22 protein-coding genes are annotated in these 17,775 nt (G+C 71.8%); 5 read left to right on the top strand and 17 right to left on the bottom strand.

Going from position 1 to position 17,775, the window contains the following annotated elements; all coding sequences use genetic code 11:
• The first annotated feature begins 108 nt into the window (after positions 1 to 108).
• Positions 109 to 645, top strand: coding sequence for a GNAT family N-acetyltransferase (locus AMYNI_RS0121465; protein ID WP_020670113.1), 537 nt, complete (start codon positions 109 to 111; stop codon positions 643 to 645).
• Positions 646 to 648: 3 nt separating this feature from the next.
• Here AMYNI_RS0121465 and AMYNI_RS0121460 read toward each other — a convergent pair whose 3' ends face one another.
• From AMYNI_RS0121460 to AMYNI_RS50780, 9 genes are all read right to left on the bottom strand, one after another.
• Positions 649 to 1,914, bottom strand: coding sequence for a class I SAM-dependent methyltransferase (locus AMYNI_RS0121460; RefSeq protein WP_026360738.1), 1,266 nt, complete (start codon positions 1,912 to 1,914; stop codon positions 649 to 651).
• A 28-nt stretch (positions 1,915 to 1,942) separates the two neighbouring features.
• The gene (locus AMYNI_RS0121455; RefSeq protein WP_020670111.1) at positions 1,943 to 3,352 is read right to left on the bottom strand and encodes an FAD-binding oxidoreductase; all 1,410 of its coding nucleotides are present in this window, start codon (positions 3,350 to 3,352) and stop codon (positions 1,943 to 1,945) included.
• Positions 3,353 to 3,408: 56 nt separating this feature from the next.
• On the bottom strand, positions 3,409 to 3,897 hold the full coding sequence (locus AMYNI_RS0121450; protein WP_020670110.1) for a DUF4262 domain-containing protein: 489 nt from the start codon (positions 3,895 to 3,897) through the stop codon (positions 3,409 to 3,411).
• Positions 3,898 to 3,930: 33 nt separating this feature from the next.
• Complete coding sequence (locus AMYNI_RS45020; RefSeq protein WP_040407150.1) at positions 3,931 to 5,748, bottom strand: asparagine synthase-related protein; 1,818 nt, start codon at positions 5,746 to 5,748, stop codon at positions 3,931 to 3,933.
• On the bottom strand, positions 5,741 to 7,522 hold the full coding sequence (locus AMYNI_RS0121440; RefSeq protein ID WP_020670108.1) for an ABC transporter ATP-binding protein: 1,782 nt from the start codon (positions 7,520 to 7,522) through the stop codon (positions 5,741 to 5,743). Before AMYNI_RS0121440 ends, AMYNI_RS45020 begins: the two co-directional genes overlap by 8 nt.
• On the bottom strand, positions 7,519 to 7,944 hold the full coding sequence (locus tag AMYNI_RS0121435; protein ID WP_020670107.1) for a lasso peptide biosynthesis B2 protein: 426 nt from the start codon (positions 7,942 to 7,944) through the stop codon (positions 7,519 to 7,521). Before AMYNI_RS0121435 ends, AMYNI_RS0121440 begins: the two co-directional genes overlap by 4 nt.
• Positions 7,941 to 8,192 (bottom strand): lasso peptide biosynthesis PqqD family chaperone, encoded by a 252-nt coding sequence (locus AMYNI_RS0121430; protein WP_020670106.1) that lies wholly within the window; start codon positions 8,190 to 8,192, stop codon positions 7,941 to 7,943. The genes AMYNI_RS0121435 and AMYNI_RS0121430 overlap by 4 nt, the downstream gene beginning before the upstream one ends.
• A gap of 13 nt (positions 8,193 to 8,205) precedes the next feature.
• Complete coding sequence (locus tag AMYNI_RS0121425; protein WP_020670105.1) at positions 8,206 to 10,038, bottom strand: asparagine synthase-related protein; 1,833 nt, start codon at positions 10,036 to 10,038, stop codon at positions 8,206 to 8,208.
• Between the two features lie 104 nt (positions 10,039 to 10,142).
• Positions 10,143 to 10,262: a keywimysin-related RiPP gene (locus AMYNI_RS50780; RefSeq protein ID WP_020670104.1), complete on the bottom strand. Its 120-nt coding sequence runs from the start codon at positions 10,260 to 10,262 to the stop codon at positions 10,143 to 10,145.
• Here AMYNI_RS50780 and AMYNI_RS49155 point away from each other — a divergent pair, their 5' ends adjacent.
• Positions 10,263 to 10,550 carry a hypothetical protein gene (locus AMYNI_RS49155; RefSeq protein ID WP_157357434.1) on the top strand — a complete coding sequence of 96 codons (288 nt, stop codon included), beginning with the start codon at positions 10,263 to 10,265 and terminating at the stop codon, positions 10,548 to 10,550.
• 183 nt (positions 10,551 to 10,733) lie between these two features.
• A complete protein-coding gene (locus AMYNI_RS0121410; RefSeq protein WP_157357433.1) occupies positions 10,734 to 11,120 on the top strand; it encodes a helix-turn-helix domain-containing protein in 387 nt (128 codons plus the stop codon).
• A 130-nt stretch (positions 11,121 to 11,250) separates the two neighbouring features.
• Here AMYNI_RS0121410 and AMYNI_RS0121405 read toward each other — a convergent pair whose 3' ends face one another.
• The 4 genes from AMYNI_RS0121405 to AMYNI_RS0121390 form a co-directional block, all read right to left on the bottom strand.
• Positions 11,251 to 12,033 carry a crotonase/enoyl-CoA hydratase family protein gene (locus AMYNI_RS0121405; RefSeq protein WP_020670101.1) on the bottom strand — a complete coding sequence of 261 codons (783 nt, stop codon included), beginning with the start codon at positions 12,031 to 12,033 and terminating at the stop codon, positions 11,251 to 11,253.
• A 70-nt stretch (positions 12,034 to 12,103) separates the two neighbouring features.
• Positions 12,104 to 12,565: an OsmC family protein gene (locus tag AMYNI_RS0121400; protein WP_020670100.1), complete on the bottom strand. Its 462-nt coding sequence runs from the start codon at positions 12,563 to 12,565 to the stop codon at positions 12,104 to 12,106.
• A gap of 31 nt (positions 12,566 to 12,596) precedes the next feature.
• Complete coding sequence (locus tag AMYNI_RS45015; RefSeq protein ID WP_020670099.1) at positions 12,597 to 12,863, bottom strand: hypothetical protein; 267 nt, start codon at positions 12,861 to 12,863, stop codon at positions 12,597 to 12,599.
• A gap of 129 nt (positions 12,864 to 12,992) precedes the next feature.
• A complete protein-coding gene (locus AMYNI_RS0121390) occupies positions 12,993 to 13,697 on the bottom strand; it encodes a hypothetical protein (protein WP_020670098.1) in 705 nt (234 codons plus the stop codon).
• 63 nt (positions 13,698 to 13,760) lie between these two features.
• Between AMYNI_RS0121390 and AMYNI_RS0121385 the strand changes: the two genes are divergently transcribed.
• Positions 13,761 to 14,468 carry an ArsR/SmtB family transcription factor gene (locus AMYNI_RS0121385; protein WP_020670097.1) on the top strand — a complete coding sequence of 236 codons (708 nt, stop codon included), beginning with the start codon at positions 13,761 to 13,763 and terminating at the stop codon, positions 14,466 to 14,468.
• Here AMYNI_RS0121385 and AMYNI_RS0121380 read toward each other — a convergent pair.
• Together AMYNI_RS0121380 and AMYNI_RS0121375 are read right to left on the bottom strand one after the other, a co-directional pair.
• Positions 14,465 to 15,208, bottom strand: a complete 744-nt coding sequence (locus tag AMYNI_RS0121380; protein WP_020670096.1) for an MBL fold metallo-hydrolase — start codon at positions 15,206 to 15,208, stop codon at positions 14,465 to 14,467. The genes AMYNI_RS0121385 and AMYNI_RS0121380 overlap by 4 nt on opposite strands.
• A 21-nt stretch (positions 15,209 to 15,229) precedes the next feature.
• Positions 15,230 to 15,481, bottom strand: a complete 252-nt coding sequence (locus AMYNI_RS0121375) for a hypothetical protein (RefSeq protein WP_020670095.1) — start codon at positions 15,479 to 15,481, stop codon at positions 15,230 to 15,232.
• 178 nt (positions 15,482 to 15,659) lie between these two features.
• Here AMYNI_RS0121375 and AMYNI_RS47345 point away from each other — a divergent pair, with 178 nt between their 5' ends.
• Entirely contained in the window at positions 15,660 to 16,025 is a 366-nt protein-coding gene (locus tag AMYNI_RS47345) for a hypothetical protein (RefSeq protein WP_020670094.1), read from the top strand.
• Here the strand turns inward: AMYNI_RS47345 and AMYNI_RS0121365 are convergent.
• Together AMYNI_RS0121365 and AMYNI_RS0121360 are read right to left on the bottom strand one after the other, a co-directional pair.
• A complete protein-coding gene (locus AMYNI_RS0121365) occupies positions 16,014 to 17,162 on the bottom strand; it encodes an aminotransferase class I/II-fold pyridoxal phosphate-dependent enzyme (protein WP_020670093.1) in 1,149 nt (382 codons plus the stop codon). The genes AMYNI_RS47345 and AMYNI_RS0121365 overlap by 12 nt on opposite strands.
• Positions 17,159 to 17,773, bottom strand: coding sequence for a helix-turn-helix transcriptional regulator (locus AMYNI_RS0121360; protein ID WP_020670092.1), 615 nt, complete (start codon positions 17,771 to 17,773; stop codon positions 17,159 to 17,161). Before AMYNI_RS0121360 ends, AMYNI_RS0121365 begins: the two co-directional genes overlap by 4 nt.
• Positions 17,774 to 17,775 lie beyond the last annotated feature (2 nt).

Raw genomic sequence — 17,775 nt, 5'->3', positions numbered from 1 at the left:
AACGACCTGGCTCGGTCATGGTGACTGTCCTCTCCGCCTGCCGGGCGCGTACCGTGAAACATACTCAACCTGCGCCGAAGCCGCTTTCCGTCAAGCCAAGGAGTGCCGATGACGGAACCTCTGGTCACCGAACGACTGATCCTCCGGGACTGGCACGTCGACGACGCACCCGCGGCGCTCACCGTCTACGGGCACGCCGACGTGGCGCGCTGGCTCAGCCCGGCGCTGGACCGGGTGGCCGATCTCGCCGCCATGCGACTGCTGTTGCAGCAGTGGATCGCGGAGGACGCCCGGATGGCGGCGCCCGCCGGCCGCTGGGCCGTGCAGCGCCGCGAGGACGACCAGGTCATCGGCGGGGTGATCCTGCTGCCGCTGCCGCCCGGCAACGAGGACCTGGAGATCGGCTGGCAGCTCAGGCCGGACAGCTGGGGGCAGGGTTACGCCAGCGAGGCCACCCGCGCGCTCGCGGAATGGGCCTTCCGCCACGACGCCGACGAACTGTTCGCGGTGGTCCGGCCGGGCAACACCAGGGCCGCGGCCACCGTGCGACGCAACGGAATGCACTGGGTCGGCGAGACCAGCAAGTACTTCGGGCTCGACCTGCAGGTGTTCCGGTTGCGCCGAGCGGACCTCGACGGCGCCTGAGGTTCAGACACCCCAGTCCGGCCGCAGCGGCATCGCGGCCGCACCGTCCACATCGGCCCGCACGCCCAGCACCTGGTTCAGTTCGAGCTCGTGCCGTTCGAAAGCGAGCCGGCAGGCGGCCATGTACAACGCCCAAACCCGGCCGCGGCCGGCACCCGCCTCGGCGACGGCCTCGGGCCAGCCGGCCTCCAGGTTCGCGCACCACGCGGCCAGCGTCGCGGCGTAGTGCTCCCGCAAGTTCTCCACGTGCCGGACCTCGAACCCGTTGTCCTGCATGGCCGAAACGATCTCGCCGACCGCTTCGAGCTCGCCGTCGGGGAACACGTAGCGGTCGATGAAACCGCGCGAACGGTGCGGCACGCGGGTGGTCGGGTTGGTGACGCAGTGGTTGAGCAGCCTGCCGTGGATGGCGAGTTTCGAGCTGAGGAAGGCGAAATAGGAGGGCAGCCGGCGCGCGCCGATGTGCTCGGTGAGCCCGATCGAGGAGATCGCGTCGAACCCGGTCTCCGGCACATCGCGATAGTCCAGATGGCGCACCTCGGCCCGCTCGCCCAGCCCGTTCGCGACCAGGTCCCGCTGCGCCCACCGGGCCTGCTCCGCGGACAGCGTGACACCGAGCGCGTGCACCCCGAAGTGCTCGGCGGCGTGCTTCACCATGCCGCCCCAGCCGCAACCGACGTCGAGCAGCCGCATGCCCGGTTTCAGCGCGAGCTTGCGGCAGACCAGGTCGAACTTGTGCGCCTGCGCCTGCTCCAGGGTGGCGTCCTCGGCGGGGAAGACCGCGCAGGTGTAGGCCATCGACGGGCCGAGCACCAGCTCGTAGAACCGGTTGGACACGTCGTAGTGCCGCGCGATGGCGCGGGAGTCCCTCGCCTTCGAGTGCCGCAGGCCGTGCAGCCCGCGCCGGAGCCGGCCGGGCAGTTCCTCCGGCGGCAGCGGCACCCGGCGCAGGTACCTCGGCCCGAGCTCGCGCAGCAACCAGAGGCGGTCGCGGGTGCTCAGCTCGTCGACCTGGGTGGCCAGCGCATGCAGCACGGTGTGCAGATCGCCGATGATCTCCAGCTGTCCGCTCACGTAGCCGCGGGCAAGGCCGAGGTCGCCAGGAGAGGAGAGCAGGTAGCTCACGGCCAGCGGTGATCGCACCTCGATCCCGATGGACGCGTCCGCCGGGCCGCTGGTGCTGCCGTCGTAGGCGTTGATCGCCAGCTCGCTCCGTGACCCCAGGATCCGTTCGAAGACCTGCGCCACCCCGAGTGGTGCGCCGCTCATCGGCTTCTCCCTGTGCACGCCCGCCGCGTCATCGTCCGCGGACACATTTGTCGTAGAGGTCGAGCAGCCGGTGTTCCGGGTCGTAGCGGTCCTTCACCGCGCGGTAGGCACTTCCGTTGTACAGCTGCCAGAACACATCTTCGTCGTAGAAGCTTTCGGAATACAGCGACTTGCGGCCACCGAGGTCCGAAACGGTGGTCTCGATCATCCGATTGTGGGTGCCCTGCGGTTCGCCGTCGGCCAGCGGCACCGCGGACCAGAACCCGAAGTTGACGTAGAGGACATCCGGCTCCAGCTCGTAGAGCGGCCAGCCACCACCGCCGTCGCGCTGGGCGACCGGGCACACCCAGACCGGGCTGATCGGGATCTCCCGGTGGAAGAACTCGAGGAAGTCCACCGCCCTGTCCAGCGGCACCTCGACGTCCTGCACCACGGTCTCCTCGGGGGGCAGGCCGCGCAACCGCCCGATCCTCGCGGCCACCCGGTACTTCCGCTCCAGTGCGACGATCTTCCAGTAGACCTCGGACCGGAGGAACCGGCGGCCGAGCAGGAACCGCGCGAACCGGTGCTGCACCCCGAGCGCGCGGGAGCACCAGAACCAGTCGGTGTCCCAGCGCCACAGGTAGTCGCGCACGGTGAGGTGATCGGTCCGGCGCCGGGTGATGGACCGGTAGTAGATGTCGAGCCAGGTGTAGTCGCTGGTCCGCGGCGCCTCGTCGACGAAGGTGCCCAGGGTCAGGTACAGCTCCCCCGGACCGAACAGGGTGCCGTCCACGAAGTCCGCCCGCGCCCCGGCCAGCGCGCGGTGCGACCGGGTGCGGCAGGTCTCGCCGAGATCCTCGAAGTACTCCCGTGCGTCGTGATGGCGGACGTGGTGCAGCCGCACATACGGCCGCACCGGTTCGAGCTGGATGCGCAGCCGCAGCGCGTAACCGAGAGTGCCGTAGGAGTTGGGAAACGCGCGGAACAGGTCGCGGTGCTCGTTGTCCGGGCTCGCGACTAGCACCTGGCCGTCCCCGGTGAGCAGTTCCAGCTCGAGCACCGACTCGTGCGGCATGCCGTTGCGGAAGGAGGAGGACTCGATGCCGAGCCCGGTGACCGCACCGCCGAGCGTGATGGTCTTCAGCTGCGGCACGACCAAGGGCATCAGCCCGTACGGCAAGGTCGCGTCCACCAGCCGCTCATAGGTGACCATGCCTTCCACCTCGGCGGTGCGGGTCTCCGGATCCACCTCCAGCACGTGCCGGAAGCCCGAGACGTCCAGCCCCGGCGCTTTCGTCCCGGTCCGCGAACGGAACAGGTTCGACGTGCGTTTCGCCAGCCGAACCGGCGCGTCCGCCGGCAGGGCGGCGAACCGCCGCCGCAGCACCGCCACCCGCTCGTCGTGCTGGGCGCGGGACGCGGTCGCGTCCTGCGGTGAACGGTCGGCCTTGGGCATGACTCCCATGGTCGTCCGATCGGTGCGGCCCCGCCATCCCGGCGGCCGGCGCGCGATCAGTCCGGTCCGGTGAACGGGACGGGACCGCGCGGGCCGAGCACCGGCTGGCCGCCGAGCCCGTCGCGGTAGTCCTTGCTCCACGGCAGGATTCCCCGGTCGTCCGCGTGCACCAGCTGCAGCCCGCGCACCTCGGGGCCGTAGAGCCGGACCGCCATCAGCAGATGCGCGGACGGCTCCGCCAGTTCGACGACCTCCACGAAGGGCAGGTCTTCGAACGGGAGCTGCGCGCCCGGCACGGGCGGCTCGGCGTGCAGGAGGTGCCCGGCGACGACGTTCAGCAGTTCGCAGGCGCCGCCGATCGGCATACCGGTGACCACCAGCTCGGGCCGCGCGAGTGCGGTGAGCCCGACGGTGTAGGCCCAGGGCGGATGTTTCCCGCTGGCCTCGACGTTGAGCACCATCCAGCCGCTGCGCGCGATGCCGTCGTGCAGCTGCTCCAGGTATTCGCGGGCGTTGCCGCCTGGGTGGTCGCAGGCCCAGCACATGGTTACTCCTCCGGTTCGGGGACTTTGCGTCCACTATCCGGAGGGGCCCGACAGAATCCTGGCTTTCGGAACGAGAATGCCCTTTCCTTCGGTTCCACCCGCCACCCGGCGCAGCCACAGCTCGGCCGCGATGGTCTGCCAGGCGCCGGCCATGTCGTGCACGGATCCCAGTGGCAGCTGGAAGAACGCGCGCAACGCGGCCGGGTCGACGAGTCCGGCACCGGCCAGCCACGAATCCGAGAACAGCTCCAGGAGTTCGCCGCGGTGCCGCCGAAGCCCGACGTACAGGTCCGCTGAAGTCTCCGCCTTGGTGGTGCGGCCGAACACCGCGTCCGGCACGATCCCGCGCATCGCCTCGGCGATCAGCGGTTTGTGCCGCCACGGGGTGCTGAGCTCGTCGCTTCGCACGGCCAGGCACGCCTCCACCACCCGGTCGTCCAGGTACGGCGACGCCACGCGAACCCCGGACCTGGCCAGCACCTGCTCCCCGAGCCGGAACTCGTAGGCCGCGTGCCGCAGCGCCTGCAACGTCACGTGCCGCCCGCGTCGGCCGTCCAGCGGCTCGTTCGCGTTGTCCAGCAACAGATTCCGCACGGCTTCCACGGTCTCGCCGGTCGTCCAGGCCGGCAGCCGCAGCGGTGGTGCCCAGCCGTCCGACGGACGGTTGCGCGGCGGCTGGGCGGCGGTCAGCCTGGTGGCCTCCGTAGCGATCCAGTCGCGGTAGCCGCGGCGGTCGGCGAGCGCGCGCAGGGTCGCGCCGACCGGCCAGCCGAACACCGAGCGGTAGCCCCGCGCGTGGCCGAGCGCGCGCAGCGGACGGCGGCGGACCAGGTCGTTCAGGTACTGCTCCCAGACCACCAGCACCTCGTCCCCACCCCGGCCGGTCAGGTGCAGCCGCGGCCGGTGGCTGGCCAGCCTGGTGCCGAGCTGGACCGCCCGCGCCAGTTCGGCGGCCGCGGCGAGCGGTTCGTCCATCGGCACGTCGGCGCGCAGAATGTCTTGGTACGGCGGGGAAAGCAGCTCGGGCGGCAGCACGTCGTGCTCGGCGTCGCCGAGTTCGCGCACGGCACGCTCGGCCCAGTACAGGTCGTCGTCGCCGGGATTCCGGCCGCCGGTGGTGAAGTACACGACCCTGGCCGGGCCGCGGGCGGCCAGGAAACACAGCGGGGTGGAGTCCAGGCCGCCGGACAGGTCGGCGGTCACCGTGCCGCCCGCCGCGGTGCGCAGGCCGACCGCGGTGCTCAGCGCGGCCCGCAGCCGCCCGGCGCCCTCGGCCAGCGAGAGCACCGGTTCGGGCGGATGCCACCAGCGCAGCACCCGATCGCCGCCGTCGGCGTCCAGCCGGTACCAGCAGTCCGGCGGCACGGCGTGCACCCGCCGCCACGGCGGCGTGCCGAGCAGCGGATGCGGCACCATGCCCAGCAGGTACAGCGCGAGCACCTCTTCGTCCACAGTGGACCTGGTCAGCGCGGCGAGCACATCGGCCCTGTCCGCGGCCACCGGCACCCCGCCCACCCGCGCGCGGAACACCCGCCGCAGCCCGGAAACGGTGCCCTGCACGCGGACCGTGCCCGCCGTGCTCGCGGCCAGGTGCAGGCTGCCCGGCAGCGCGGCGGCCACCCGGTCCAGCTCCCCCGGCCGGTCCGGCTCGGGTACTTGCGCCGCGCAGGGGCCCAGCAGCGCCAGCCGGTCCGGTCCGCGCTCGACGAGCCGGATCTCGTCCGCCGCCCACCGGCCGAGCAGCCACGGCCGCCCGGACGCGTGCGGCACCATCCGCGTCACGTCCAGCGCGTCGGCGACGGCCCCGGCGGCCGCGCGGTCCGGCAGCACCACGAACCAGGACTCAGCCATCTCCGCCTCCCAGCAGTTCACCGGCCGCGAGATCCCGGTACACCGGGCTGGTCGCCACCAGCTCCTCGTGCGTGCCCGCGGCGACCAGGCTGCCCTGTTCCAGCACCAGAATCCGATCGGCCAGCCTGGCCGTGGAGATCCGGTGCGCGATGATCAGCAGCGAGCACTCCAGCGACACCTGGTCGATCGCCCTGCTCAGCGCGGCCTCGTTGACCGCGTCCAGCTGCGACGTCGGCTCGTCCAGCAGCAGCAGGCTCGGCCTCGGCAGCAGCGCCCGCGCGATCGCGACCCGCTGCCGCTCCCCGCCGGAGAGCAGGGTGCCGCGCTCGCCCACCGCGGTGTCCAGCCCGTCCGGCAGCTTGGCGACCAGCCCGTCCAGGTTCACCAGCCGCACCACCCGGCGCAGCTCGTCCTCGGAAGCCGAAGGCGCGGCGTAGACCAGGTTCTCGCGCAGGCTGCCGTGCAGCAGCGGCGCGTGCTGCTCGACCAGCCCGATCCTGGCGCGGCAGTCCCGCAGGCCGAGCTCGGTGTGGATGTCCGCACCGTCGATGGCGATCCGGCCGCGGTCCGGCTCGTAGAACCGCTCGATCAGCGCGAAGATCGTCGACTTGCCGGCCCCGGACTGCCCCACCAGCGCCACGCTCGTCTTCGGCGGCACCCAGAAGGAGACGTCCCGCAGCACCGGCCGTTCGTCGTAGGAGAAGCTCACCCTGGTGAACTCCAACGCGGGCGCCAGCGACCGCGGGCGGGCACTGGCGCGCACCTCCCGGTCCACCGGTTCGGTCGGCAGCGCCATCGCGTCGCTGATCCGCTGCAGCGCGCCGAGGCCCTTCTGCACCGCGCTGGCCGAGGTGAACAGGCCGGCCAGCGGCACCACCAGATAGGTCAGGTAGAGCAGGAAACCGACCAGCTCGCCGAGCGAGAGCGCGCCGTCGGCGGCCCGGATGCCGCCCACCACCAGCACCAGGATCAGCGAGCCGTTGACCGCGAGCTCGATGGCCGGGCTTGTCACCGCGCTCAGCTTCGCCACCCGCACACCGGACTCGTAGGCGTCGCGCGCGTGCCCGGAAATACGGGCGGTCTCGCGTTCCTCCGCCCGGCTGGCCCGTACCGTCCTGGTGCCCGCCATCGCCCGTTCCAGGTCCGCGGTCATCACGCCGACGCTGGCCTGCGCGCGTTCGGTGGCCACCCTGATCCTGCTCAGCACGGTGGCGACCACCGCGGCGGCCACCGCCACGGTCAGCACCACGATCGCGAAAAGCGCCCAGTCCAGCCAGATCATCATCGCCACCGCGCCCACGATCGCCACGCTGCCGGTGGCCACGTCGACGAAGCCGAACGCGACCACGTCCCGCAGCAGGGTGGTGTCGGTGCTGGCCCTGGAGATCAGGTCACCGAGCCGGTGCCGGTCGTAGACCCGCATCCGCAGGCCGAGCAACCTGGCGATCAGGCCGAGCCGCAGCCCCAGCACGATGCCCTCGCTGGTGCGTTCGAGCAGGTAGTGCGCGACGCAGTCGACGGCGGCCTGGCTGATGAACAACGCGATCAGCCCGGCGAGCAGCAGCCGCACGTCCTGCTGCGCGCCGGTGGCCTCGATCGTGCGCATCGCCAGCACCGGCTGCAGCAGCCGCAGCCCGGAACCGGCCAGGGTGAGCACCATCGCGGCGGACACCGCACGGCCGTGCCCGGTGGCGGTGCGCGCCAGGTCCCGCAGCCCCACCCGGCGCGGCGCGGTGTCCGGCGGCGCCGGCCCGACCTGCTCGGTCACGCTCATCCGGCCCGCCGCGGCGGCACGCTCATCAGCACCCGGAAGTACTCCTTCGGGAACCGCTCGCCGACCATCGTGCCCTCGGCCTCCACCCAGGCGTGCGCGTAGAACGGCTCCACCCGGACGCCGACGCACCAGGTCGGCCACACCCCGCGCGCGCGGCACAGCAACGCGGTGGCGATCGACCTCGGCAGGCAGCCCTGCCCGGCGCAGACCACGCTCACCGCGACCACCGCGGCCAGCGCGGAACCGGCCTGCTCCTGGTTCGCCGGGGCGGCACCGGCACGGAGTTTCGACAGCACGGTGCGCAGGTGCCGAGGCGGCAGCTTGGCCAGCAGGCGCCCGGCACCGGCCGCGCAGTGCGCCGCAGCCCGGCGCGACAGCGGGATGCCGGCGCGATCGCGGTGGATCACCAGCGGGGTGGTCACGCGATCACCAGCCCCGCGTCGCGCAGGCTGGTCAGCAGGGCCGTGACGTCCTCGGCGGCCCGGTCCGCGTCGATCTCGTACTGCTCGGTCAGCGCCAGCACGGCCTGCTCGGTCGTGCCGCCGTCGAGCACGGTGCGCAGCGCCAGCGCACCGGTGGGGTTGAGCTGCCAGTACTGCCCGGCCCGTTCGTCCAGCAGCACCACGTTGTCCTCGGTCTCCGCGATGGACACGTGCTCGTGTAGCCGCATGACCCGCCCTCCCTCAGGTAGTCGCCTTCTCCGGCCGTTTCTGCACGGCGCGGAGCCAAAGTTCGACGGCCGCGGTGTCCAGCACCGCGGTCTGCCGCACGTCGTACGGGTCGGGCGCAGTGCACGCGGCGCGGATCCGCCCGGCGTCCACCAGCCCGAGCCGGACCAGCCGCGAGTCCTCCCACAGCGCGAGCACGTCCGCGCGGTTGCGGCGGTAGCCCTGGTACTCGTCGACGGTCGGGGTGCCCTTGGTGTTGCGCCGGAGCAGCTCGTCGGGCAGCACCCCGCGCATGGCCGCCACGGTCAGCGGCTTGAACCGCCACGGCGTGGTGCGTTCGTGCTCGCGCACCGAAAGGCAGGCCTCCAGCACCCGGTCGTCCAGGTAGGGCGCTTCGTACCGGACACCGGACCCGGCCAGCACCCGGCGCAGCATCCGGTGCGCGCGGGCGGAGTTGCGGATCGACACCAGCGTGCCGTGCTGCCCCCTGGTAGGGGCCAGCGGCTCGGCGGTTTCGGCGGCGCCGGAGATCAGCCCGCCGACGGTCCGCACCGCGTCCTGGCTCGCCCAGTCCGGCAGCCTGCCCGGGATCTCCCAGCCGAGCGGCGGGAAGGCCGCGGAGATCGGCGCGCCGTGCAGCTCGCGCGCGCTGTCCGCCAGCCATTGCCGGTAGCACCGCCGGTCCGCCAGCTCGCGCAGCACCACCGATCGCGGCCAGTGGAACAGTGCCCGGTACGCGCGCAGGTATTGGCCCGCCAGCAGGGGCTTGCCGCGCGCCAGCGTGTGCAGGAACCCGGGCCAGCCCTGCACCACCTCGTCCCCGCCGTGCCCGGTCAGGTGCACCCGCGAACCGCGCGCGGCCAGCCGCTCGGCCATCGCGGTGACCAGCCCGGTCTGGAACGCGTTCAGGAACGGCTGCTCCAGCGGCACTCCGATGTCCGCGAGGCCCTCCACCGGCCGGGGCAGGTCCTCGACGGCGATCAGCTCGCGCTCCACCCCTGGCAGGTGCTTCGCGGCGAGGTCCGCCCAGGCGAGGTCGTCGCCGATCTGGTCGCGGAACACGGTCGTGCAGGCGACCAGCTCGGCGCCGCTGTCCGCGGCGAGGAAGCACAGCGGCGTGGAGTCAAGGCCGCCGGACAGGTCGCAGGTGACGGTGCCGCCGTGCCGGGTGCGGGCGTGCACCGCGGCGGTGAGCGCGTCGCGCAGGGCGGTCGCGCCGTCGGCCAGCGACTCGACCGGCTCGGGCGGGTGCCACCAGCGGACGGTGCGGGCGCGGCCGTCCCTGCCGATCGCGAAATAACTGCCGTCGGGCACGATTTCCACGCTCTGCCAAGGCGAAAGATCGTCCAGCGGGTACGGCGGGCAGGTCAGCAGCCGGATCCCGAGCAGCCGCTCGTCCAGCCCGGCGCCGGTCAGGGTGGCCAGCAGGTCGGCCCGGTCGGCGGCCACCGCCACCCCGTTCAGCCGGGTGGTGCAGACCCGCCGTAGGCCGGAGGCGCTGCCCTGCACCCGCAGCTCACCGTCCACAGTGGAGAGAAGATGGAAGCTGCCCGCCATGGTGCCGGCGGGCCGGTCGAGGTCCGCCACGGTGCGCGCCTTCGCCGCCATCGCGGTCAGCTCGACCTCGGTCGCCGGGCAGCAACCGAAAACGGCCAGCTTGGTCCGGCCGGCCCCGGCCACCGTCAGCTCGTCGTCCGCCCAGTTCCCGGCCAGCCACGGCCTGCCGGAGGGATGGGCCACGGTGCAAGTCGCGAGCGAGGCCAAGGTTTCGCTCGCGGCCGCGGCGCCGGGGTGGTCCGGCAGAGCCACGAACCACGCTTCTTCCCGAGTGCTCGGCTTCCCGGTCACCTCGACCTCCCCTGTCGGCTCTGTCTGCGGTGGATCTCCAGCGGAAAACGGGGCGGGCCGGCGGATCCTGGCCGGCCGCACCCCGCCTCAGACGTGCACAGCCGTCACGGCAGCCACCTGCGGCCGAACGGGTCACGGGCCGCCTTCGGGCTGCCGGAACCGGTCCGACGCGCGAAGGAACCAGCGCTCACCAGGACCGGAGTCTCATAGGTACGCTTCGTCATTTGCTTTCCCTCCTCTCAAATCGCTTGCCGGAAAAACCGGCCTCCGCACACTCCGGCCACGGCTACCGGCGCGGCAAGAGCCGTCGAGCGGCCGGGAACGTTTCCGAACGTTTCGAAACGTTCCAGGTAAGCTGGCTGCGGCAACCGGTTGCGGTGGAACAGAAGACGGAACGCCCGGCCCGCGAGTTCGGCAGGCGCACGCCGATGATCGCGATTAGCGGCGGCCACGGCCTTTTCTTTCGGTACGGCACGAACATATCGGCGTACTACTCCGGTACGCCGCCCTGATGGCTGAACCTAAATGTGGCACACAGCCGTTTCCGTACAGCTAATCGACGCATTTCTTTCAAGGGTTGGGACAGATCCGACCCGCGGTAGTACTGTCCGTGTGTATTGGCCGGTTCCGGCACCCTCCCGGGAGGAGAGATCGCCGTGAACCGTGTTTCCGCACATCGGCTTCGGAGGGGGAGCATGAGCAGGGCGCATTGGAAGCCGCTCGCGGACGACCTGCCCCATGCGAATCGAGAACTGGCCGCACGGTTGCGCGCATTGCTGGACCGGCGGGGGTTGAGCCTGCGGCAACTGGCCGCGGACGAGGACGTGCACCACAGCCTCACCGCGCTGCACCGCTTCTTCGCCGGCCAGGCCGTGCCACGGCGCCAGTTGCTGGAGTTGCTGTCACGCCGCTGCGACGGGGATCTCTACGAGCTCTATGAGCTGCGCGAACGGGCACTGCGCGGCTCATCGGCACCGCCGGGAGCGGCACTGCGGGAACCCGCTGCCCAGGTCCAGCATCCGGCGCGGGCGGGCTGGCTGACCAGGCTCGGCAGGCGCACCGGCGACCCTTCCGGCCGGTAGCAAACCGGCATCGGCGGGCGGTCGGAAATGACCAACCGAACTTCGCGCCGGCTCGAAAACAAACATTCCTCAGATTATCGGTTAAATGCGCGGATATTTCCGAGGAAACTGCCGCCGAGTTGCCGCAGGACTACTTATTGACAAACCGCGCTGAGCGACGTTCCACAAAGGACTTGACCCCTTCCTGGGCGTCCTCGGTGGAGAACAGCGAGACCACGTCGCCGACCAGCTCACCGGCCGCGGCCCGCTCACCTTCGAGCACCGCGCGCCGGGCGGAGGCCAGGGTGGCCCGCACCCCGATCGGCGCGGACCGTTCGGCGATCCGGGTCGCCAGCTCCACCGCCCGGTCCACCTGCCATCCCGGCGGCACGACCTCCTGCACCAGGCCCATCCGGTGCGCCTCGGCCGCGTCGAACTCGTCGCCGGTGAGCATCCAGCGCATCGCGTCCCCCCAGCCCGCCGTCCTGGGGAACCGGATGGTGGCCCCGCCGAACGGATAGATCCCGCGTTGCACCTCGAGCTGGGCGAACCGGGTGTCCTCGGCCGCGATCCGGATGTCGGCGGCCAGCAGCAGCTCGATGCCAAGGGTCAGGCACCGGCCATGGGCGGCCGCGACCAGCGGCTTGGTGCGATGCCGGGCCTGCACGCCCCACGGGTCGACCTGGTCCTCGCGGTACAGGGTGCCTTCACCCGCCAGCTTGGCCGCCACGTTGGCCAGGTCCAGCCCGGCGGTGAAGTGGTCGCCGTGCGCGAAGAGCACGCCGACCCAGGCGTCTTCGTCCGACTCCAGCCTGCCGTAGGCGGCACTGAGCTCTTCGAGCATGGCGACGTCGAAGGCGTTGAGCTTGGCCGGCCGGTTCAGCCCGATCAGCAGCACGTGCCCGCGCAGTTCGGTGGTCACAGTCTCGGTCATGGCTCAGGAGTATGCCATATACCATAGTTTGGGCAACCCCACGCTGCTCACGGCCTGATGGGCGGCAGCTTTACCGGTAGCTCGCCTGGTGGGACACCGGGAAGTTCACCGAGCGGGCGATGAAGCAGTTCGCGTGCGCGTCGGTGTGCAGCGCGTCCGCCTTCTCCGCCTCGGCCGGGTCCGCCAGCGTGATCTTCGGCCGCAGCACGACCTCGGTGAACTGGCCGCTCTGCCCGGTCATCACCATGGTGCCGACCGGCTCGTCCAGATAGCCGGTGACCACGATCCCGGCGCTGGCCGCGAGGTGCAGGTACCACAGCATGTGACACTCGGACAACGCGGCGACCAGCAGTTCCTCCGGGTTCCAGCGCGTGCGGTCACCGCGCAGGGCGGGATCGGACGACGCGGCGATGGCCGGTTTGCCCTCGGCCCTGATCTCGTGCGCCCGGTCGAAATCCCGGTAGCCGCTGGTGCCGGTGCCCCGGTTCCCGGTCCACTCCACGGAAAGCTCGTACTGGTGCTGCTTCGCCATCCGGCTGCTCCTCACTCATCCCGACGTCCTGCTATCCGGCCGGGGCGTCCTGGCCGGTCCACACCATCACCCAGTTCGCGGTGCCGAGAAAGTCGCCCCCGGCCGGCTGCTGCCGCACGACCACGCCCTGCCCGGCGCGCAACGGGCGCGGATCGTCCCCAGGCCCCGCGGCCACGACGGGCACCTCGGCCGCGGTCGCGGCGGACAGCGCCGCCCCGGCACTCAGCCCCACCAGCTCCGGCACCACCTGACGGCCGCCGCCGTAGTTCAATTCCCGAGACACCTTGTCCTTACCCATACCCGCGAACTCTAACCTGCCCGGCTCATCCGAAGCCGCGATGCACCCAACCCGATCTGTCCATACTGGACTTCTGGTCGGTCTCCGCGCGTCACGTGGTGCCGATGGCGTGCAGTTCGTGGAAGGTGCTCATCGCAGCGCCGCCACGATCCCGGCCGCGATGGCCAGCGCGTGCTCCCGGCCCGGGCAGGCGTGCTCGCCCGCACCGAAGCCGAGCCCGGCACCGGCGAGGTCCAGCTCGACGACCGCGCCCGCGTGCACCCGCCTTGTCCGGCGAACCGGCGGGTCGGCCAGCACGGTCTCGGCGACGAGCCGTTCCGCGGTCTCCTCGCGGTCGCGGCTCAGCGCGTTGCGCACCAGGCCCTCGGTCGCCGCGAACGCCTGCACCAGCAACCCGATCAAGGCCGCGGTTTCCTCGTCCGCCAGGCCGCCGCAGGCCCGCACCAACTCGGCCACCGCCAGGTCCGCGGCCGGTCCGCCGTCGGTGTGCGGGTGGTAGGCGGCCGCCACCACGGCCACCGCCTCCGGCCGGACTCCCGGTAGGCCGAGTGCGTCGGCGAGCAACCGGACCGGCAGCACGCGGGCCGCGTCGGGCGAGCGGGTCAGCCGGAAGGCGCGGGCGCGCAGCGATGCGGGCGGCACCCGGTCCAACGCGGCGACGGCCAGCGCGCGCCTCCGATGGTGCTCCGGACCAGCGCTGAACCTGGCGACCTGTGCGCGAAGCCAGCCGATGCCCTCGGCCGCATCCGGTGGTGCAGGCACCGCGTAGTCCGGATCGGTGAGCGCGGCCAGCACCTCGGTCCGGCCGTCGATCACCGTCGTTGTCGTCTGCATACCGGCACCGTATGCCGCGATCGTTTCGGCGCGTACCGAAACGACCAGGGGCAGAATGAGGGCATGAGTACGCGTGCCGCCGAGTTGGCGAAGCTGGCCGGACTGCTCGCGGACAACACCCGCGCCGAGTTCTGCCTCGCCCTGCTCGACGGCAGGGCGTGGACCGCGGGCGAGCTCGCCGCGCACGCGCGGGTCGCGCCGTCCACCGCCACCGAGCACCTCAACCGGTTGCTCGCCGGCGGCCTGCTAGCCGAACGGCGCCAGGGCCGCCATCGCTATGTGCAGCTGGCGAGTCCGCAGGTCGCCGAGCTGGTGGAGGGCCTGGTGGCGCATCTCGGCCCGGTGCGGGGCGAACCGAAGAACCTGCGCTCGGCCACCGCGGCCGCGGCGCTGGCCAGGGGCCGGACCTGTTACGACCATCTCGCCGGACGGCTCGGCGTCGCCATCACGGACGCGATGACCGACGCCGGCCTGCTCAACCAGACCGACGGTTTCGCGCTCACCGAGGACGGCGCGGCCTGGCTCACCGGCCCGCTCGGCGCCGACCCCGCCGCACTCCGCGGCGGCCGTCGCCCGGTCGCCCGCGCCTGCCTGGACTGGACCGAGCGCCGGACCCACCTCGCCGGGGTCGCCGGCGCGCACCTCTGCCTCCGGTTCCAGCAGAACGGCTGGGTCAGGCGGACCGGCTCCACCCGGGCGATCCGGGTCACCCCGGCCGGGGAGACCGCGCTGCGTGAACTGCTCGGCCTCGACCCCGCGATGCTGGCCTAGAGCTCCAGCACCATGCCGTCCTCGGCCAGCTCGAACAGGGACGACCCGGCGTCGAGCATGTCCTGCGACATGTGGGTGAGCACGATCCGCGCGGTGGCGAGCCGATCGCGCCGCTCGGCCAGCGTCCGATGGTTCAGGTGATGCGGAATGTCCTTGTCCGCGTAGTAGGACTCCGCGACGAGCAGGCCGGTCCCGGCGGCGAGCTCGACGATCGCCTCGGTCCACGCGGTGTCCCCGGTGTAGCCGATCGCGATCCCGTCCACCTCGAGCCGGAAACCGAGCGGCGGCGCACCGCTGGGATGCGCCAGCTCCCAGGCGGACACGCCGATCCCGGCGACGTCCACCGTTGTCCCGCCCGGAATCTCCAGCACCCGCACGTCGAATTTCCGCCGCACCGAAGAAGAACCGGGGTAGTAGACCTCCATCGCCTGGTGCAGCCGTTCGGCGAGGCCCACCGGCCCGGCAACCAGCAGCGGCCGGGTGCGGCCGCGGAACTGGCCGTCCAGCACCAGGAACGGCAGCCCGCCGAAGTGGTCGCCGTGCAGGTGCGACACCAGCACCGCGGCCAGTTCGTTCGGCTCCAGGCCGAGCCGCTTGAGCGCGACCAGCGAGGTGGCCCCGCAGTCCAGCAGCACCGGCGGGCCGGCCGCCCTGGCCAGGTGCAGGCAGGCCTGGAACCGCCCGCCACTGCCGAAAGCGTCACCCGATCCGGCGAAGGTGAGCCGTACCCCGTCGCTCATCCCGCCACGGTGCCATGCCCGTCAACGGGTGCAGCGCCAGAAGACCGTCGCGTCGTAGGGGGAGACCTCGAACTTGAAGTACTCCTCGCAGTCGGGGAACCCGGCCCGGTCCGCCTGTCCCCTGGCGTCCAGGCGGGCGAAGTACAGGGCGAGACCGACCTTGCTGGTGCCGTATCCGGTGAACTTCCGCTCCTCCAGCGTGCTCGCGGAAGCCGGGGCGGAGACACCGAGCAGGGCGGCCGCGCCGAGCACCGCGACCAGGATTCTTTTCATGGCGACCAGGCTAGGCCGCGGCGCCCGTTCCGTTCGCCTGCCGGATGGCCGGATCCGCTGCACCCTTCCGGCGGCGCCGGCCTCCTACCGTCAACGTGTTGTAACGACACCCCCGCCGGTATCGACCTGTAACCGACCCTTGCGGTGAACTGGGGCCGGTACCGAGGAAGGGGGAGGCATGGCCGAACCGAAGGAGCTCGTCGAGCTCGGCAAGCGGTTCAGCGACGACATGCGCCGGGCCATCCTCGAGCTCGGCAGGCTGGGCCAGCACGCCACCCTGTTCCGCGGCATGCTCGCCGAGCACGGCGCGGTCGAGGCGGCGCGCCGGGTCGTGCTGGCCAGTGAGCCGGAACCGGTGCTGTCGCGCCTGCACGAGCTGGGCAGGCTGGAGCTGAGCGTGGAGCTGTGGGTGCTGCTGCCGTGGTACCAGCCGCTGTTCGCGGTGGAGGTGCGGCGGCAGGCCGAGTTGCGGCTGCGCCGGCTGCAGGTCGACGTGTGGGCCGAGCGGGACCGGCTGGTGCGGCGGCTCGGCTCAAAGATCTGAGCGGCGTTCTGAACGACGCAACCAGCCGGCGAACGCCTCCAGCGCCGGCGAAGGGTCGCGGCGGCCGAAGCCGATCCGGAACCGGTCCGCCGGTGTCGTCGTGAGCGCGGAGCAGAACTTGCTGGCCGGCAGCAACAGCACTCCGGCCTGCTCGACCAGTGCCGTGCAGAACGCCTCCACCCCGTCTTCGCCGAGATAACGCGGATAGGCCACGCAGCTGCCGTCGGGCACGGACCACTCGAACAGCTCCGGGAAACCGGCGAAGAACTCGCCGAACAGCGGCAGGTTGGCGTCGATGATGCCGCGGTTGCGACGCAGGATCGACGCGCGTGCCTTGAGCGCGATCAACGCCAGCAACTCGCTCGGCGCCGAGTTGCAGATGGTGGTGTAGTGCTTGGCCCGTTCCAGCCTGGCCACCAGTTCCGGGTCGCGGCAGGCGATCCAGCCCACGCGCAGACCGGGCAGGCCGAGCGACTTGGACATCACGTTCAGCGAAAGCGCCCGCCGGGAAAGGTCCGCGGCCTGCGGCAGGGTGCGCGCGGGATCGCGTTCGAGGCCGCGGTGCACCTCGTCGCTGAACAGGTGGATGCCGCGCTCGTCGCAGATCTCCACCAGCCGCCGGAGCTGGCCCTCCTCGATCACCTTTCCGGTGGGGTTGTTGGGAAAGTTGATCGACACCAGCCGGGTGTTCGGGCGCAGCGCGGCGAGCACCGCGTCCAGGTCCAACGCCCAGTCCGCGGCCGGGTCCAGCGCCACCCCGGTGACCTCGCACAGCGACAGCGGCACGGTCTCCGCCGACTGGTAGTTCGGGGTGAGCACCACCGCGTGGTCCGAAGGCCCGAGCAGCACCCGCATGGCCAGGTACAACCCCTCTTCCGCGCCGGCGAAGCAGATCACGTCACCGGCGCCGGCCACGTCGTAGGTGTCCGCGATCGCCTCGCGCAGCGCGGGATCACCCGTCGTCTCGGTGTAGCCGAGCTCCAGTTCGTCCCAGCGGCGGCGGTCCTCGGGCTCGGCCAGTTCGAGCAGTTCGGCCAATCCCATGCTCTGCGCGTCGGAAGCGGTCAGGTGGTGGCGGGCGACGAACTCCCAGCGGGCGAAGTACTCCTCCACCTTGAACCCCGGCAGCACGGTCATCGGTCACTCCTCTGGTCACGAAGTTCGGCGAGCAGGGCGTACAAGCCGGAACGGGAGATCCGCAGCGCCCGCGCGACGAGCGGGGCCGCGCGGCGGACGTCGAACACGCCGAGCCGGTCCAGCTCGGCCAGCACGCTCAGCCGGTCCTCCCTGGTGAGCTGCCCGGCCTGGCGGCCGTGTTCGCGGACGTATCCGCCGACCACCTGGTTGATCCGCTCGGTCCAGTCGTGCTCGAACAGCACCTTCGGCCGTTCGGTCACCGGCGCGGCGAACGCGGACAGCAGCTCGGCGGCCTGCTCGAACGGGGTGCGGTCCAGGTTGACGCAGAGCACGAAGATCGGACTGCCCTCGTCGTCGGAGACCACCGCGCTGACCGAGGACAGCCGCCGCCCGTCGGGCAGCAGCTTCTGGTACGGGCCGTAGACCCCGGATTCGTCGGGCGTCATCGTGTCCAGCTCGCCGAGCAGCGACGGGTCGCCGGGGCCGCGCCGGGACATCGGGTTCCAGATGGCCAGCACGCGGTCGGTCACCGGGTCGTGCACCACGACCTCCGCCTGCGGCCCGAGCAGCCGCGCGATGGCCGCGCCGATCGGGGCCCAGATCTCCGCCATTC

Source organism: Amycolatopsis nigrescens CSC17Ta-90 (assembly GCF_000384315.1).
Classification (GTDB): domain Bacteria; phylum Actinomycetota; class Actinomycetes; order Mycobacteriales; family Pseudonocardiaceae; genus Amycolatopsis; species Amycolatopsis nigrescens.
Note: the sequence above shows the minus strand (reverse complement) of the source record. Positions and strands in the feature narration are given on the sequence as shown.

Coding starts and splice junctions, on each gene's coding strand:
- AMYNI_RS0121465 (WP_020670113.1), top strand. CDS start 109: ATGACGGAACCTCTGGTCACCGAACGACTGATCCTCCGGGACTGGCAC.
- AMYNI_RS0121460 (WP_026360738.1), bottom strand. CDS start 1,914: ATGAGCGGCGCACCACTCGGGGTGGCGCAGGTCTTCGAACGGATCCTG.
- AMYNI_RS0121455 (WP_020670111.1), bottom strand. CDS start 3,352: ATGCCCAAGGCCGACCGTTCACCGCAGGACGCGACCGCGTCCCGCGCC.
- AMYNI_RS0121450 (WP_020670110.1), bottom strand. CDS start 3,897: ATGTGCTGGGCCTGCGACCACCCAGGCGGCAACGCCCGCGAATACCTG.
- AMYNI_RS45020 (WP_040407150.1), bottom strand. CDS start 5,748: ATGGCTGAGTCCTGGTTCGTGGTGCTGCCGGACCGCGCGGCCGCCGGG.
- AMYNI_RS0121440 (WP_020670108.1), bottom strand. CDS start 7,522: ATGAGCGTGACCGAGCAGGTCGGGCCGGCGCCGCCGGACACCGCGCCG.
- AMYNI_RS0121430 (WP_020670106.1), bottom strand. CDS start 8,192: ATGCGGCTACACGAGCACGTGTCCATCGCGGAGACCGAGGACAACGTG.
- AMYNI_RS50780 (WP_020670104.1), bottom strand. CDS start 10,262: ATGACGAAGCGTACCTATGAGACTCCGGTCCTGGTGAGCGCTGGTTCC.
- AMYNI_RS0121410 (WP_157357433.1), top strand. CDS start 10,734: ATGAGCAGGGCGCATTGGAAGCCGCTCGCGGACGACCTGCCCCATGCG.
- AMYNI_RS0121405 (WP_020670101.1), bottom strand. CDS start 12,033: ATGACCGAGACTGTGACCACCGAACTGCGCGGGCACGTGCTGCTGATC.
- AMYNI_RS0121400 (WP_020670100.1), bottom strand. CDS start 12,565: ATGGCGAAGCAGCACCAGTACGAGCTTTCCGTGGAGTGGACCGGGAAC.
- AMYNI_RS45015 (WP_020670099.1), bottom strand. CDS start 12,863: ATGGGTAAGGACAAGGTGTCTCGGGAATTGAACTACGGCGGCGGCCGT.
- AMYNI_RS0121390 (WP_020670098.1), bottom strand. CDS start 13,697: ATGCAGACGACAACGACGGTGATCGACGGCCGGACCGAGGTGCTGGCC.
- AMYNI_RS0121385 (WP_020670097.1), top strand. CDS start 13,761: ATGAGTACGCGTGCCGCCGAGTTGGCGAAGCTGGCCGGACTGCTCGCG.
- AMYNI_RS0121380 (WP_020670096.1), bottom strand. CDS start 15,208: ATGAGCGACGGGGTACGGCTCACCTTCGCCGGATCGGGTGACGCTTTC.
- AMYNI_RS0121375 (WP_020670095.1), bottom strand. CDS start 15,481: ATGAAAAGAATCCTGGTCGCGGTGCTCGGCGCGGCCGCCCTGCTCGGT.
- AMYNI_RS47345 (WP_020670094.1), top strand. CDS start 15,660: ATGGCCGAACCGAAGGAGCTCGTCGAGCTCGGCAAGCGGTTCAGCGAC.
- AMYNI_RS0121365 (WP_020670093.1), bottom strand. CDS start 17,162: ATGACCGTGCTGCCGGGGTTCAAGGTGGAGGAGTACTTCGCCCGCTGG.
- AMYNI_RS0121360 (WP_020670092.1), bottom strand. CDS start 17,773: ATGGCGGAGATCTGGGCCCCGATCGGCGCGGCCATCGCGCGGCTGCTC.